General features: G+C 49.5%; 9 protein-coding genes and 16 tRNA genes. 4 read left to right on the top strand and 21 right to left on the bottom strand.

Going from position 1 to position 14,696, the window contains the following annotated elements; all coding sequences use genetic code 11:
• The first annotated feature begins 43 nt into the window (after positions 1 to 43).
• Together hrpB and mrcB are read left to right on the top strand one after the other, a co-directional pair.
• Positions 44 to 2,548, top strand: coding sequence for an ATP-dependent helicase HrpB (gene hrpB, locus C9I89_RS12725; RefSeq protein ID WP_107283730.1), 2,505 nt, complete (start codon positions 44 to 46; stop codon positions 2,546 to 2,548).
• 42 nt (positions 2,549 to 2,590) lie between these two features.
• Positions 2,591 to 5,035 carry a penicillin-binding protein 1B gene (gene mrcB / locus C9I89_RS12730; RefSeq protein WP_107283731.1) on the top strand — a complete coding sequence of 815 codons (2,445 nt, stop codon included), beginning with the start codon at positions 2,591 to 2,593 and terminating at the stop codon, positions 5,033 to 5,035.
• A gap of 47 nt (positions 5,036 to 5,082) precedes the next feature.
• Here the strand turns inward: mrcB and C9I89_RS12735 are convergent, their stop codons facing one another.
• The 21 genes from C9I89_RS12735 to mutY all read right to left on the bottom strand — a co-directional run bounded on the left by C9I89_RS12735 (position 5,083) and on the right by mutY (position 12,627).
• Positions 5,083 to 6,339, bottom strand: a complete 1,257-nt coding sequence (locus C9I89_RS12735) for a cyclic di-GMP phosphodiesterase (protein WP_107283732.1) — start codon at positions 6,337 to 6,339, stop codon at positions 5,083 to 5,085.
• 382 nt (positions 6,340 to 6,721) lie between these two features.
• A tRNA-Thr gene (locus C9I89_RS12740) sits at positions 6,722 to 6,797 on the bottom strand.
• Positions 6,798 to 6,839: 42 nt separating this feature from the next.
• A tRNA-Asn gene (locus C9I89_RS12745) sits at positions 6,840 to 6,915 on the bottom strand.
• A 72-nt stretch (positions 6,916 to 6,987) separates the two neighbouring features.
• Positions 6,988 to 7,063 (bottom strand) — tRNA-Phe (locus tag C9I89_RS12750).
• Positions 7,064 to 7,129: 66 nt separating this feature from the next.
• Positions 7,130 to 7,205, bottom strand: a tRNA-Thr gene (locus tag C9I89_RS12755).
• Positions 7,206 to 7,246: 41 nt separating this feature from the next.
• Positions 7,247 to 7,322: transfer RNA gene (locus tag C9I89_RS12760), tRNA-Asn, on the bottom strand.
• 72 nt (positions 7,323 to 7,394) lie between these two features.
• A tRNA-Phe gene (locus tag C9I89_RS12765) sits at positions 7,395 to 7,470 on the bottom strand.
• Positions 7,471 to 7,536: 66 nt separating this feature from the next.
• Positions 7,537 to 7,612 (bottom strand) — tRNA-Thr (locus tag C9I89_RS12770).
• A 98-nt stretch (positions 7,613 to 7,710) separates the two neighbouring features.
• Positions 7,711 to 7,786, bottom strand: a tRNA-Phe gene (locus tag C9I89_RS12775).
• Between the two features lie 148 nt (positions 7,787 to 7,934).
• Positions 7,935 to 8,561, bottom strand: a complete 627-nt coding sequence (locus C9I89_RS12780; protein WP_107283733.1) for a glutathione S-transferase family protein — start codon at positions 8,559 to 8,561, stop codon at positions 7,935 to 7,937.
• Positions 8,562 to 8,724: 163 nt separating this feature from the next.
• Positions 8,725 to 8,800 (bottom strand) — tRNA-Asn (locus C9I89_RS12785).
• A 79-nt stretch (positions 8,801 to 8,879) separates the two neighbouring features.
• Positions 8,880 to 8,955 (bottom strand) — tRNA-Phe (locus tag C9I89_RS12790).
• A gap of 66 nt (positions 8,956 to 9,021) precedes the next feature.
• A tRNA-Thr gene (locus tag C9I89_RS12795) sits at positions 9,022 to 9,097 on the bottom strand.
• 42 nt (positions 9,098 to 9,139) lie between these two features.
• Positions 9,140 to 9,215, bottom strand: a tRNA-Asn gene (locus tag C9I89_RS12800).
• Between the two features lie 6 nt (positions 9,216 to 9,221).
• Positions 9,222 to 9,297 (bottom strand) — tRNA-Phe (locus tag C9I89_RS12805).
• Between the two features lie 66 nt (positions 9,298 to 9,363).
• Positions 9,364 to 9,439, bottom strand: a tRNA-Thr gene (locus C9I89_RS12810).
• Between the two features lie 46 nt (positions 9,440 to 9,485).
• Positions 9,486 to 9,561, bottom strand: a tRNA-Asn gene (locus tag C9I89_RS12815).
• 64 nt (positions 9,562 to 9,625) lie between these two features.
• A tRNA-Phe gene (locus C9I89_RS12820) sits at positions 9,626 to 9,701 on the bottom strand.
• Positions 9,702 to 9,906: 205 nt separating this feature from the next.
• A complete protein-coding gene (gene mltC, locus C9I89_RS12825; RefSeq protein WP_107283734.1) occupies positions 9,907 to 11,043 on the bottom strand; it encodes a membrane-bound lytic murein transglycosylase MltC in 1,137 nt (378 codons plus the stop codon).
• A 173-nt stretch (positions 11,044 to 11,216) separates the two neighbouring features.
• Positions 11,217 to 11,489: an oxidative damage protection protein gene (locus C9I89_RS12830; RefSeq protein ID WP_107283735.1), complete on the bottom strand. Its 273-nt coding sequence runs from the start codon at positions 11,487 to 11,489 to the stop codon at positions 11,217 to 11,219.
• A gap of 67 nt (positions 11,490 to 11,556) precedes the next feature.
• Positions 11,557 to 12,627: an A/G-specific adenine glycosylase gene (mutY, locus tag C9I89_RS12835; protein ID WP_107283736.1), complete on the bottom strand. Its 1,071-nt coding sequence runs from the start codon at positions 12,625 to 12,627 to the stop codon at positions 11,557 to 11,559.
• 241 nt (positions 12,628 to 12,868) lie between these two features.
• Here mutY and trmB point away from each other — a divergent pair, with 241 nt between their 5' ends.
• Both trmB and glsB read left to right on the top strand, forming a co-directional pair.
• Positions 12,869 to 13,606 carry a tRNA (guanosine(46)-N7)-methyltransferase TrmB gene (trmB, locus tag C9I89_RS12840; protein ID WP_107283737.1) on the top strand — a complete coding sequence of 246 codons (738 nt, stop codon included), beginning with the start codon at positions 12,869 to 12,871 and terminating at the stop codon, positions 13,604 to 13,606.
• Positions 13,607 to 13,740: 134 nt separating this feature from the next.
• The gene (glsB, locus tag C9I89_RS12845; RefSeq protein ID WP_107283738.1) at positions 13,741 to 14,661 is read left to right on the top strand and encodes a glutaminase B; all 921 of its coding nucleotides are present in this window, start codon (positions 13,741 to 13,743) and stop codon (positions 14,659 to 14,661) included.
• Positions 14,662 to 14,696 lie beyond the last annotated feature (35 nt).

Genomic DNA, 14,696 nt, shown 5'->3' on the forward strand with positions numbered 1-14,696 from the left:
CAATGGCTTCAGTCTCATTTGATCATGACACAAGGTTTTAACATTGTCACAGCTGCCTATTGATGCCGTACTCTCATCACTGCTCAATGAACTTGAGACCCGCTCTCAATTGATCCTTAAAGCACCGCCAGGTGCGGGTAAATCAACCCGTTTGCCACTGGCTATACTGCAAAACCGATGTTTCAACGGCCGTATTGTGATGCTTGAGCCGCGTCGTCTGGCCGCCAGAAATATTGCCGGTTATCTGGCCTCTTTGCTGGGGGAACGGGTAGGCCAGACGGTGGGCTTACGTGTTCGTGGCGAAACCAAAATCAGTAAAGAAACCCGGCTGGAGATAGTGACCGAAGGGGTGATGACCCGAATGTTGCAGCAAGATCCTGAGCTGGAAGGCATTGATCTGCTGATCTTTGATGAGTTTCATGAGCGCAGCGTCCATGCTGATACTGCCCTGGCTTTAGCTCTGGAAGTACAAGAAGCGTTGCGTGATGATTTGAAGCTGCTGGTGATGTCGGCAACCTTAGATGCCGATGCGCTGATCGGGCTACTGCCAGATGCCGGCTATATCGAATCGGAAGGGCGGTGCTTTCCGGTCGAGTATCGTTATAAGACGCTCAATGACAGCTATCAGCAGTCTGATGGCTTTGCTTTTGTAAATAGCTGCGCGCGTGAAATCCTTAAGCTGCTTGATAGCGAATCAGGCTCGATGCTGGTGTTTTTACCCGGAGCCGGTGAGATTAAGCGGTTAGCTGAGCTGCTGGCTGACAAGGTTGGCGCGAATATTATGGTCAGTCCGCTGTACGGCCAGCTTAATATCAGCCAGCAGCAGCAAGCGATAGCCCCGGCGCCTTCAGGCCTGCGAAAAGTCGTCCTGGCAACCAATATTGCTGAAACCAGCTTAACCATTGAAGGTATTCGGCTGGTGGTGGATTGCGGTTTAGAGCGTATTGCCCAATGGGACCCTAAAACCGGGATCAGCCGGCTTGAGCAGGTGCGTATAGCCCAGTCTTCCGCTGAGCAGCGTGCCGGGCGTGCGGGGCGTCTTGAGCCCGGTATTTGCCTGCGGCTGTACAGCGAAGAGATGTTATCCCGCCAGCCCGCCACTCCACAGCCTGAAATCCTACGGGCTGACTTGACATCGTTAGCCATGGAGTTGGCACAGTGGGGATGTCAGGATGCCGGTGACTTATGCTGGTTAGATCTACCGCCAGCCCAGGCTCTGGCTCAAGCTTGCCGTTTACTGCAGCAGCTTGGTGCCATGGATGAACGCTTCCAGCTGACGGAAACAGGCCAGCAGATCCAATCGTTGGGGGCCGATCCGCGCCATGCTGCGATGTTGTTGATGGCGAAGGCGCAGGGCAGTGCTGCAACGTCTACGGCAGCGATGCTGGTGGCATTGCTGGAAGATCCGCCACGTGGCATGGCCAGTCCGGATTTGCATTTTCAGTTAAATTTACTCGAAAGCGGTAAATTGCCACGATCCGGGCACTATCAACAACGGGCTCGGCAACATTTGACCAAACTTATCAAATCAGACCCATTAACCCGTCGGCTATCTTCTTCGCTGGTTGTTGATGCCAGCTGGATCGCGCCATTGATGACGGCAGGGTATCCGGATCGTATCGCGCGATCCCGCGGTCGTGACGGACGTTATCAGCTGGCGAATGGACAGGGGGCAATGTTGCCTGCCGATGAGCCAATGGCCGCAGAAATGATGTTGGTGGTGGCGGACGTGGTGAAAACCCGCCAGGGCGACAGCCGGATTTTTTCGGCGGTAGCCGCTGATAGTGACCGTTTACAAGCGATATTGCCGCATTTGTTTACCGAGCGGGAGTGGCTGGACTGGGATGATAAGAAAGGCCGTTTAACGGCGGAAAAGCATCTGTGCTGTGGCAAACTCATTCTCCAGCGGACGTTGCTGGCAGAGCCGGATCCGGCTAAAGCCAGCGAAGCCTTACTCAATGCGATTGTGCGCAAAGGGCTGGCTGCATTGCCATGGAATAGCAAGGCAGAGAGTCTTCTGGTTCGTGCCCGCTGTGCGACGCAGTGGCTTCCTGAGCTGGTTTTACCTGCGATGGATGAGGTAACGTTGTTAGCAGAAGCAGAGCAGTGGCTGCTGCCATTTATGACGGGCATGACAACCCTCAAGGCGGTCGCCAGGCTGGATCTGTGTGCGGCGTTAGAAGCACGTTTAGGCTGGCAGCAAGTTAAAGCCTTAGAAGCGGCATTGCCGACCCATTATCAGGTCCCCACCGGTTCTCGCTATCCGATCCGTTACCTCGTCGGACAACCACCGGTACTGGCGGTACGAATGCAGGAGATGTTCGGAGAAAAGACCTCGCCTCAGATTGCCAATGGACGTATCGCTTTGGTGCTTGAACTGCTGTCACCCGCGCAACGGCCGTTACAGATCACTCAGGATTTGGCCGCTTTCTGGTCAGGATCGTACCGCGATGTGCAAAAAGAAATGAAAGGGCGTTACCCTAAGCATGTCTGGCCGGATGATCCGGCACACCATGAGCCGACGCGAAAAACGAAAAAATATTTATAACGTTAAATGCTTATTTTTGGGATTCACCATAGTTGACTAATTATGATTAAGTTGCCTCTACACCTTGCCGTGTCTGGATCGAAACAAGCAGGGCCAAAAACGCCGGTGCCGAAGAAACCCGTCACAACGCGGCGTAAATCACCGGCTAAAGCGCCAGCCAAGAAAGGGGCGGCGAAAACATCGCGTTCGAAGAAAAAAACGACGGCTAAGAAGCGCCCGCAAAAGCCAGGCTGGCTGAAGTGGCTGGCCGGATTTTGTCTGAAAGTGACGGTTGCGGTTATCGCCGTGCTGGTGGTGATTGGTATCTACCTTGATATGATCGTTCGCGATAAGTTTGACGGTCAGCTATGGAATTTACCCGCAGTGGTCTATGGCCGGGTACTGACGCTGCAACCGGGGCAGGCCATTACGTTAGAAGAGGTCAGGCGCGAGCTGGATCTGCTGCAATATCATAAAGTCAGAAACCCGCAACGGATTGGGGAATACTCTTCATCTTCCACCCGGATTGAATTAATCCGGCGCCCTTTTGAATTTGATGATGGTCATGAAGGCCAGCGCCATGTGATGCTGACATTTGATCAGGGCGGATTGAATAGTATTCATCAGGCCGGCAGTCAGAAGCAGCTCGGTTATGTCCGTATTGAGCCGAAAATGCTCGGTATGCTGGCCTCTTCCAGTGATGAACAGCGGCTCTTTTTACCCCGCGAGCAATTTCCTGAAATACTGGTCGATGCATTATTAGTGACCGAAGATCGGGATTTCTATCATCATGAAGGGGTCTCTCCGCTGGCGATCGGACGGGCTTTATTCGCTAACCTGAAGGCTGGGCGTACCGTACAGGGAGGAAGTACCCTGACTCAGCAGCTCGCTAAAAACCTGTTTCTGACCCGGGAAAGAAGCTTATGGCGCAAGCTGCGCGAAGCAGGTATCGCGCTGATCATTGACTATCGCTACAGTAAAGATCGGGTGTTGGAAGCTTACCTGAATGAAATTTATCTCGGTCAGGATGGGGCGAAAGAAGTCCATGGTTTTGCGCTGGGGGCACGGCTGTACTTTGGCCGTCCCATACAGGAATTACGGATTGACCAGCAAGCCTTGCTGGTGGGGCTGATCAAAGGGCCGTCATACTATAATCCATGGCGTAACCCGGAGCGTGCTCGTCAGCGCCGTGATCTGGTACTGCGTCTGATGATGGATAACGGGACTTTAAACGGAACCCAATATGAGCAAGCCGCTTCTCGTCCGTTAGATCTGCAGGCGAAGCCGATGATTGCGACGCGTCAGCCGGCCTATTTCCAGCAGTTACAGCGTGAACTGAAACAGAAAGTGGGCGATAAATTTACCCCTGGGGTTGGTTTGCGTATTTTCAGTACCTTAGATCCGCTGTCGCAGCAAGAAGCGGAAAAAACGGTGGCCGAAATGATACCGCAGCTGAATAAAAAGGCCGGGACCAAGGTGGAAACAGCACTGGTGGCGGTGGATCGTTTGTCTGGTGAGGTACGTGCAATGATCGGTGGCAGCCAGCCGGGTTATGCGGGTTTTAACCGTGCGCTTGATGCCAGCCGCCAGATCGGTTCATTGGTGAAGCCTGCGGTCTATTTAGCGGCCTTACGCCAGCCGGAGCGTTTCTCGCTGGCAAGTACCATCGATGATAAGCCGATCATGTTACAAGGCAGCAAGGGCACGCAATGGAAACCACGAAACTATGATCGCAAGTTCCGGGGTGAGGTGCCGCTGTATTATGCATTGGCCAAATCACTCAACGTCCCGACCGTGAATATCGGCCTGCAGGTGGGGTTAGGCCCGGTGATTGAAACCATGGCTCAGCTAGGCGTCGATCGTAATGAGATCCCGAGACTGCCATCGATATTGTTAGGGGCATTTACCTTAACCCCTTTTGAAGTTACCCAGATGTTTCAGACGATAACCAGCGGCGGTCGAAAAGCGCAGCTGACAGCCTTACGTGCCGTGGTCGATCAACAGGGTAATATACTATATCAGGGCTACCCTAAAGCTGCCCAGGCGGTACCAGAGCAAGCCGCATGGCTGACAACCTATGGCATGAAAAATGTCGTCAGCCAGGGAACAGCACGCTTCCTGCAGCCTCAATTTGGCTGGGCCGCACTGGCAGGAAAAACGGGGACGACCGATAAAGCCCGGGATAGTTGGTATGCGGGGGCTGATGGGCGTGAAGTGGTGACGGTCTGGGTTGGCCGAGATGATAACAAACCGGTCAATCTAACGGGGTCGGCAGGGGCATTACGTTTGTATAGCCACTATTTGCAGCGCCGCAGCCCCGAAGTACTACGACTGGCCTGGCCGAAGAAGATGACGACGGTGAAATATAACAGGCAGCCAAATGGGACGTTAGAGATGGACTGCGCAGGTCAGCAATCGCTGCCGGTGTGGGATCAGCAAGCAAAGCTGAAAGAGCGGTGCCGAGGCGATAAGCCCGCCGCCTGGATAAAAGAGATGTTCAGCTGGTAAGTCATAAAAAAGCCCCGCAAGGGGCTTTTTTATGTCATTCGTCAGCCTTAATCGTCCGGATCGAAATAGTAGGAAATACGCACTCGTGGATTTAAGTACACATAGACGTTTTCCGGCAGCTTGTTCGGTGCAATAGCCCGCTCTATTTTCAAATTACTCTCTTCCAAATCCAGAATCGGTGCTTCATTTGAAGGGACCGAAGGATCGTAGATCAGGACATTGGGGTACAGCAGGCGATCAGAGTTAACCGAGATCACCAGCCCCAATTGCTGATTTGATAATTGCACCACACTGCCTGGCGGGTAGACCCCCATCAAGCGAACCAGGAGTGCCAGATAATCACTGTTGTACTGCGCCTTTTTATTTTTGAATAAGTATGACAGGGCATTATTTGGAATCCGTGTTGTACTCGGATCCTGCGGGTGGCAGAGATTATCATAGGCATTGACCACCCCGATTAACTGGGCGGTTAAATCTATCTCGTTGCCCTTTAGCTGCTGCGGGTAGCCGCTGCCGTCCAACAATTCGTGGTGCTGGGCTAAAATATTCTTCGCCCCTTGCGGGAAATTCTTCGCAAGATTGGCCAGATCCAAGCTGTATTTGGTATGAAGCTTCAGGTAGTTTTCTTCGGGTGCCGTCAGTGGCGTTGTCTTACGGACAATGGCGGTTGGGACTTTTAATTTGCCCATATCATGAAACAGGGCACCCAAGGCTATCGTCTTGATCTCGTCGGCGGGCATGCCGCTCGATTTCGCCAACATCATCGACATGGTTGCGACATTAAGAGAGTGAAAGTAAATATCTTCACACTCTTTGTTGTCGTTCATCAGGTGCAGGGCGACGTTGTCAGATTCCATCAGGGCGTCGACCATACCTTCAACCAGGAATTCGGCTTCCTGAATGGCGGTCAATGGACGACTCTGGATTTTGCTGACGATAGCGCGCAATTGTGACATTGAGCGATCAAAATTCTTTTCACAGCGATGGATCTTGCGTTTGTAGTTTTTAAGGCGCTCAATCCGGCTTTGTTTTTCTTGCCATAATTTTTCCGCTTGCTTGTCTAAAAACTGGCTTTCCTGCTCAGACATTGATTCGACAGGAGCATTAGGTTCAAGCGGAGTGGTATCACTTTTTTCCGGGAGTAGGTAAACATACTGAACGCCCAGATTTTTAATTAAGCGGATCTGCTGCTGATCTTTTATTTTGAAATGGTTCAGTAAAAAAGGGTGATCTGTCCATTGCAGTGGAAGCTTGACGTATAAACCTTCGGTTAGTCGTTCCACGGAGAGTTTGATGCTTGCCATTATTATTTCCAGCAACTTGTTCTTGTTATGTGTGGTGATCCAAAGGGAGCCAGTCAGTGCAACGTGATTGTGTTATAAGCTTATCTACATAGAAAACCACGGGTAAAGTATTTTCGGCTTGTCCTGCACGGTTGAGAGGCTCTGAATTGTCCAGATAGTTATGTGATCAGGCAGTATATCGCGATGACTAATCTATTTTCTTTATTTTGATGGCATTATCAATACTTAGTACAGAATAATCATGACCGGAAGGACTGAATAGTAAGCCATGGATGACGCCTGGTTTATGGTAACGTACTAAAAAACAATAATATAAGTGATCACGGGGGTAGTATTGTACCGGTAAAAAAAAACCCCATCGAATGATGAGGTTTTTTATAACTGGTGCCGACTACCGGAGTCGAACTGGTGACCTACTGATTACAAGTCAGTTGCTCTACCTACTGAGCTAAGTCGGCACACTAATTTTTTTGTCTTCAGGCTTACGCTTAAAGACGAATTGGCTCCCTTTGCTGGACTTGAACCAGCGACATACGGATTAACAGTCCGCCGTTCTACCAACTGAACTAAAAGGGAATTATTCCTGAGAGACGAGTAGAGAGTTCCTGGAACTCGATTCTCGAACCTGTAATCTCGGCTCTTTCAATATGGTGCCTCGAGGCGGAATCGAACCACCGACACGAGGATTTTCAATCCTCTGCTCTACCGACTGAGCTATCGAGGCAAAAGTAAAAAGGTGTTAAGGCTTTCTACTCTTGCAATGCTGCTATTGGCAACAATTGCTAAAAAATGGTGCCGACTACCGGAGTCGAACTGGTGACCTACTGATTACAAGTCAGTTGCTCTACCTACTGAGCTAAGTCGGCACACTAATTTTTTATCTTCAGGCTTACGCTTAAAGACGAATTGGCTCCCTTTGCTGGACTTGAACCAGCGACATACGGATTAACAGTCCGCCGTTCTACCAACTGAACTAAAAGGGAATTATTCTTAAGAGACGAGTAGAGAGTGTCGAGTTTCTGGAACTCGAACCTGTAATCTCGGCTCTTTTAATATGGTGCCTCGAGGCGGAATCGAACCACCGACACGAGGATTTTCAATCCTCTGCTCTACCGACTGAGCTATCGAGGCAAAAGTAAAAAGGTGTTAAGGCTTTTTACTCTTGCAATGCTGCTATTGGCAACAATCGCAAAAAAATGGTGCCGACTACCGGAGTCGAACTGGTGACCTACTGATTACAAGTCAGTTGCTCTACCTACTGAGCTAAGTCGGCACACTTTAATTTGTTGCCTGAGGGGGGTATTAACCTTGCCCTGCTAGCGACTGATGAATAACTGACAAGCAGTAATAAAATCAATCACTTTAAAATCATGGTGCCTCGAGGCGGAATCGAACCACCGACACGAGGATTTTCAATCCTCTGCTCTACCGACTGAGCTATCGAGGCAACGGGGCGCATTTAAAAGGTTTTCAGCTGTTTCGTCAACGGTTTTTTGTGAAATGAAGCGTGACCTTTGCTTTTTTGTGCGGATCGGTTGTATTTTGAACCCTTCCGCACTAATTGATGGATTCGGTATAAGGCACTGTAACGTTTCTCAATTCTCTGTTAAAGCAAATAGCTCCTGATTTAAAGCGCGCATTAAAGCGGGGCGTTTACTGAGGTTCTGGCGATATTTTTCTAACCCGGGCGGGAGTTTTTGTTCAAATTTTACGGCCCAGTTTAAGGTGTGAGCCAAGAGAATATCAGCGACGGATGGCGATTTTCCTAACAGGTAGTCAGAGGAGGGCAGCCAGCACTCGGCGGTTTGTGCGGCTTTTTTAAATTCCCAGTTTGCGACGGCGAGCATTTCCGGCAGGCGGATTTGTTCAGGCAGAGCAAATTTATGTTTTCCCATACTCCACAAAGGTTGTTCCAATTCGGTGGTAACAAAGCTCACCCATTGGTGGTGCAGGGCGGCTTCGGCACTGCCGGGTTCCGGCAACCAGTGACGGTTATATTTTTCGGCAAGATAGAGGCAAATGGCGGAAGACTCGCAGATGATGATCCCGTCATCTTTTAATGTCGGTACTTTGCCTTGCGGGCATATGGAGAGGTAGTCCGAAGATTTATGTTCACCTTTGGCCAGATCAACTAAGTGGTAGTGCCATTCCACCCCTAATTCTTCTAACAGCCAGGAGACACGTAATGAACGGGAGCGAGGGTAGCCAAACAACGTGATCATCTATTCTTCCTTGAGTCTGATCTTCCTAATGATAGGTACTCTCTAAATTTAGTCGAAAAAACGTAAAAAAGAACAAAATCAAGCGAAGGTGGAATTGAGGTAATGATGTGAGGGAGTATCAGATACAAAAAAAGCCTCATCCGAAGATGAGGCTTTCAATGTTTGGCTCCCTTTGCTGGACTTGAACCAGCGACATACGGATTAACAGTCCGCCGTTCTACCAACTGAACTAAAAGGGAATTATGCCTGAGAGACGAGTAAAGAGTGTCGAGTTTCTGGAACTTGATTCTCGAACCTTTAATCTCGGCTCTTTCAATATGGTGCCTCGAGGCGGAATCGAACCACCGACACGAGGATTTTCAATCCTCTGCTCTACCGACTGAGCTATCGAGGCAAGAGTAAAAAGATGTTAAGGCTTTCTACTCTTGCAATGCTGCTATAGACAACAATTGCTAAAAAATGGTGCCGACTACCGGAGTCGAACTGGTGACCTACTGATTACAAGTCAGTTGCTCTACCTACTGAGCTAAGTCGGCACACTAATTTTTTTGCCTTCAGGCTTACGCTTAAAGACGAATTGGCTCCCTTTGCTGGACTTGAACCAGCGACATACGGATTAACAGTCCGCCGTTCTACCAACTGAACTAAAAGGGAATTATATGGTGCCTCGAGGCGGAATCGAACCACCGACACGAGGATTTTCAATCCTCTGCTCTACCGACTGAGCTATCGAGGCAAAAGTAAAAAGATGTTAAGGCTTTCTACTCTTGCAATGTTGCTATTGGCAACAATCGCTAAGAAATGGTGCCGACTACCGGAGTCGAACTGGTGACCTACTGATTACAAGTCAGTTGCTCTACCTACTGAGCTAAGTCGGCACACTAAATCTTTTTTAGTTCCAAGCCATTGGCTCAAAACGAAATTTGGCTCCCCCTGCAAGACTTGAACTTGCGACATACGGATTAACAGTCCGCCGTTCTACCAACTGAACTAAGGGGGAATTGTCATTTCGTTGCTTGCACCATGTTCTAAAAGTGTTCTTACGAACGGCCTAAAAGAAGTAATGGTGCCTCGAGGCGGAATCGAACCACCGACACGAGGATTTTCAATCCTCTGCTCTACCGACTGAGCTATCGAGGCAACGGAGCGCTATTAAACGGGTTTTCACTTGCTTCGTCAACTTATTTTTCGAGAAAAAGTGCGGAAATGGTTTGCTTGCTCGCTTTTTGTTCACTCTGCGCCCGTTCATCACTTTTCTGATGAATTTTCGCTGTATAAGATCGCCACATCAGAGGGGTTTTGGCTGGTGAGTGGCGATAAAATCACCACTCGCCGGTCCTACTGGCTAGATGTTTCCCTGATTAAATTCTTTTTGGAAGTCGGTGACTTTTTGCAGATAGCGCCTCGCCTCGGCTTTTGGGTGTTTATTGGTTAATGCCCAGTAAACTTGATTGGGTTGCAAGTTATTTAAGTCCCGCATTGCCCGTTTTCTATCGCGATCGAAAGTACTCAGTACCCCACCGGTACCACCGTTGTAGGCCGAGATCATACTGTAGTGCAGCGACAACGGATTTTGTACATCCTTCAGGTAGCGGTTACGCAAAATGTAAAAATAGGCCGTGCCAGTATCAATATTATTGGCCGGATCAAACAGATACTCAGGCGATGGTGTGCCTGATTTATTTTTTACCAACTTGAAAACATCGGCCCCGGCGGTTTTCGGAACCACCTGCATCAGGCCATAGGCATTGGCCCGGCTGACGGCATAGGGGTTAAAACTGCTTTCTGTTTTTATGATGGCGTAAATAAGATCTTCTTTAATGCCATAGCGCCGCGAGGCATCTCGCACAATGCTGGCATATTTATAACTGCGTTTATTGACGTGATCGGCCACCATCGGGATCTCAACATAGTAAGCCTGCTGGTAACGGATCATCTTCTTTTTCAGCTGGCTGCCGACCAGATACTCGGCAAACTGATTCGCCCGCCATGACCACTCAACCGGTTTGCCTTCCTGATCTAAAACCTGGCCGTAAAGGAAAGGTTTCCCCTTCAGTTCAATGGCCAAATCTGAGTAGAGATCGACGCCAGCAGGGTTGTCAGGGGTGAGTAACGTGGTGGCGATGGCTTCGCTTAAATGTTTCTCCGGCTCGGTTTTGGCAACAGTTTCAACGATAACCACTCCGCGTTCAAAGTCGACATGGGTACGGCTTTGATAACCATCGGTGTATTTTACATACTGGCGCTTGCTGGCCATCAGGGCATCATTGTCTCCCCAATACCTTTTCACTTTACCGTTAAAGGAGCTGAGCAAGCGGTCAAGCGCAGCGGCATCTTTGGTAAATTGCCCCGGCAGCGGCGCAAGGTTTTTGGCAAAGCGGTTGGTCGTACCGTAGTCGACGTCATACATTTTTTCGACTAATTCACGGCTACATCCGTTTAGCAGAAATAAAGACAACAAGATAAAAAAGCGTTTTTTCATAAATTAGGCAGGTAAAAAAAAGACATCATTGATTGGCTATCAATGATGTCATTTTCTGTCACTCCCGGTAAGCTTTTTAACGGCTAAATATCGATAAACCGTGATGTTAGTTGCCTTTATTGGTATGAAAGCAACTCTGGTTTCGGTCAATTAGCCCGCTATCCGTGAGGGGATTATTCGCTTGGCGGGGTATAACCGTCGATCACGACGTCCTGGCCTTCAAACAGGTAGTTAACCATTTCAGTCTCAAGTAGCTGGCGATGTTCTGGATTCATCATGTTCAGCTTTTTCTCATTGATCAGCATGGTTTGCTTGCTTTGCCACTCAGCCCAGGCCTCTTTCGAAATGTTGTCAAAAATGCGCTTTCCCAGCTCGCCGGGATAAAGTTGGAAATCTAAACCTTCCGCATCTTTTTTCAGACGGGTACAAAAAACAGTACGGCTCATTGAGCGGCTCCTTAATCATGACCTTAATCAGTATGCAGCTAGTTATACCAGAGTGTCGCCGTCGCTTCTAGGATAAGGCCGCGTTCAGCTCATAACGCAGACTTTCTAAGATCTGTTGTACCGGAGCGGCCAAACCGACTTTGGGCGGCTCATTTAAGTTGTACCATTGCCCGTTTCCCCCTTCCTGAACAACATTAACGCGGGCTGCCAACTGCATCCGGATCGGGACGATATCCAGATGGTAGTGGCTGAATGTATGGCGGAAGGCGTGTAACTGTTCGGTTCCGGTGATATTAACCGGGGCTGAGCCAAAGCGCTGTTCCAGTAACGCGGCCAGATCCGCGGTGTCGTTTTGCGGGAAACACCACAATCCTCCCCAGATCCCCGCCGGCGGACGCTGCTCAAGCCAGACCTCGTCATCATGTTGTAAAATCGCGAACCAGGCTTGCTTCTCGGGCATGGTTTTCTTCGGTTTCTTACCCGGGAAATCGCTCTGGCGATCTTGTGCTTTCGCTTCGCATTGTTTGGCTACCGGGCACAGTTCACATTTAGGTTTACTACGGGTACAGATCATTGCCCCCATATCCATCATGGCCTGATTGTAGCGCTCGACACCGGTTGCCGGCGTGTTGGCTTCGGCAATCTTCCACAAGGTGTTTTCAACCGGTTTCTTGCCCGGCCAGCCTTCTATGGCATAGCAACGGGCCAGTGTCCGCTTCACGTTACCATCTAAAATTGCGTGATGCTGCTTGAGAGACAGTGATAATACGGCGCCTGCCGTTGAGCGGCCAATACCGGGCAAGGCCTGAACCTCAACAATGTCGGCAGGAAATTCGCCATGATGGTTTGACACAATCAGTTGAGCGGCTTTGTGTAAATTGCGGGCACGGGCGTAATAACCCAGCCCGGTCCAGAGGTGAAGCACCTCGTCCTGCTCCGCGGCTGCCAGCTCTTCAACGGTAGGGAAGCGGGCGATAAAACGTTCAAAATAGGGAATAACCGTAGCCACTTGGGTCTGCTGGAGCATGATTTCGGATAGCCATACTTTATAGGGGGTTTTATTTTGCTGCCAGGGCAGGGTCTTACGACCAAATTTGTCATACCACGCTAAAATGGCATCGGAAAAAGCAGTACTCACAGAATTAACTCACTCGGCTGATTTTAGTGGCGGTGGGCCGCACGATTATAATTATACAGATTGGTATTATTGGCGTGATTGCATCATAAATCCCCGCTGGCCGCAATCCAGCCCCAAACCATTTCAAGATGCAGAACGTTACATCTTGAAGTAGTTTGGGTATATAAGCTTGCACTTAAGCCATAACTTTGGATAATGCCAGCGCTTAGTTTTTATTCATTTTCAGTTTTAGGTATTAATCATGAGCGAAGTTTCAAAGACCTCAGGCGACGTAACAGTGTCTGAATTTACCGAAGACGGCAAACTGGTACGTAAGATCCGTAGCTTTGTACGTCGTGAAGGCCGTTTAACCAAGGGTCAGGAGATGGCCATGGAAAATAATTGGCCGACGATGGGTATCGATTTCGCTCAGCAAATGCTGGACTGGAAAGAGGTCTATCACCGTGAGGCACCAGTGGTGCTGGAAATCGGTTTTGGCATGGGCGCCTCGTTTGTAGAGATGGCCAAAAATGCCCCGGAGAAGGACTTTATCGGCATCGAAGTACATAGCCCGGGTGTGGGTGCATGTCTGATGGCTGCCGGAGACGCTGAGCTGACAAACTTACGCGTCATGTGTCACGATGCCGTGGAAGTGTTCGATTACATGATCCCGGATGGCAGCCTGGATACGGTACAGTTATTTTTCCCTGACCCATGGCATAAAGCACGTCACCACAAGCGTCGTATCGTACAGCCTGAATTTGCTGAAATGTTACGTAAAAAGCTGAAAATCGGTGGTATCTTCCACATGGCGACTGACTGGGAAAACTACGCAGAGCACATGGTTGAAGTGATGAATGCCGCACCGGGTTACCGTAATACGGCAACTGACGGTGACTATATTGCGCGCCCGGAAGACCGTCCGCTAACTAAATTTGAAGCGCGTGGCCACCGTTTAGGCCATGGTGTATGGGATATGAAATACGCTCGAACTGAATAGTTTCTATCTCTTCGTTATTATCTTAGAGATAACTAACGATTAAACAGTGAAAATTATCACCTTAAAGGTGATGATTGGATCATGCCTTTAAAGCCAACCTTAGTGTTGGCTTTTTTGCCCCCCGGAGAAGAAGAATGAAGCCAACTGAACAGCTGCTCACTGACATTCTTGATGAAGTCAGACCGTTAATCGGTCAGGGTAAAGTCGCTGATTATATTCCCGCACTGGCCGACGTGCCTGCGCATAAGCTGGGTATTGCGGTTTGTTATAACGACGGTGAAATTATTCAGGCGGGTGACAGTCAGGAAGGCTTTTCGATTCAGTCTATCTCTAAGGTATTGGCGCTGACGCTGGCGATGACCTTGTACGAACCTGATGAAATTTGGCGGCGTGTGGGAAAAGAGCCGTCAGGCCATGCGTTTAACTCGATGATCCAGCTCGAGCTGGAAAACGGTATTCCGCGTAATCCATTCATTAACGCCGGTGCTTTAGTGGTCTCTGATCTGCTGCATAGCCGTTTATCAGCGCCGCAATACCGGATGCTGGAACTGGTACGTGAACTGGCCTGTAACCCGCATATCGTCTACGACAAAGCGGTTGCCGCATCGGAGATGCAGCACAGTGATCGCAATGCCTCGATCGCTTATTTGATGCGTTCATTCGGCAACTTCGACAATGAAGTGATGCCGGTGCTGACCAATTACTTCAGTTATTGTGCCCTCAAAATGAGCTGTGTCGATTTGGCGCGTACATTTAGTTACTTAGCGAATAAAGGACTTCCTTTAGGCGCAAAAGAAACAATTATCAGCCGAACTCAGAGTAAGCAAATGAATGCATTGCTCGCGACTTGCGGCTTGTACGATGGCGCGGGTGAGTTTGCTTACCGAGTGGGCATGCCCGGCAAATCAGGAGTGGGTGGCGGCATTGTCGCGATCGTGCCGGGAGAAATGACCATTACGGTATGGTCTCCGGAGCTGGATCCTTCCGGTAATTCACTGGCAGGAACCGCTGCATTAGAGCTGCTTGCCGAGCGAATTGGACGCTCGATCTTTTAGGGGATCGCCTTTCACGTATGCGCGTGAAAAAAATA

This window comes from Photobacterium lipolyticum, from assembly GCF_003026475.1.
Lineage (GTDB): Bacteria > Pseudomonadota > Gammaproteobacteria > Enterobacterales > Vibrionaceae > Photobacterium > Photobacterium lipolyticum.

Coding starts and splice junctions, on each gene's coding strand:
- mrcB (WP_107283731.1), top strand. CDS start 2,591: ATGATTAAGTTGCCTCTACACCTTGCCGTGTCTGGATCGAAACAAGCA.
- C9I89_RS12735 (WP_107283732.1), bottom strand. CDS start 6,339: ATGGCAAGCATCAAACTCTCCGTGGAACGACTAACCGAAGGTTTATAC.
- C9I89_RS12780 (WP_107283733.1), bottom strand. CDS start 8,561: ATGATCACGTTGTTTGGCTACCCTCGCTCCCGTTCATTACGTGTCTCC.
- mltC (WP_107283734.1), bottom strand. CDS start 11,043: ATGAAAAAACGCTTTTTTATCTTGTTGTCTTTATTTCTGCTAAACGGA.
- C9I89_RS12830 (WP_107283735.1), bottom strand. CDS start 11,489: ATGAGCCGTACTGTTTTTTGTACCCGTCTGAAAAAAGATGCGGAAGGT.
- trmB (WP_107283737.1), top strand. CDS start 12,869: ATGAGCGAAGTTTCAAAGACCTCAGGCGACGTAACAGTGTCTGAATTT.
- glsB (WP_107283738.1), top strand. CDS start 13,741: ATGAAGCCAACTGAACAGCTGCTCACTGACATTCTTGATGAAGTCAGA.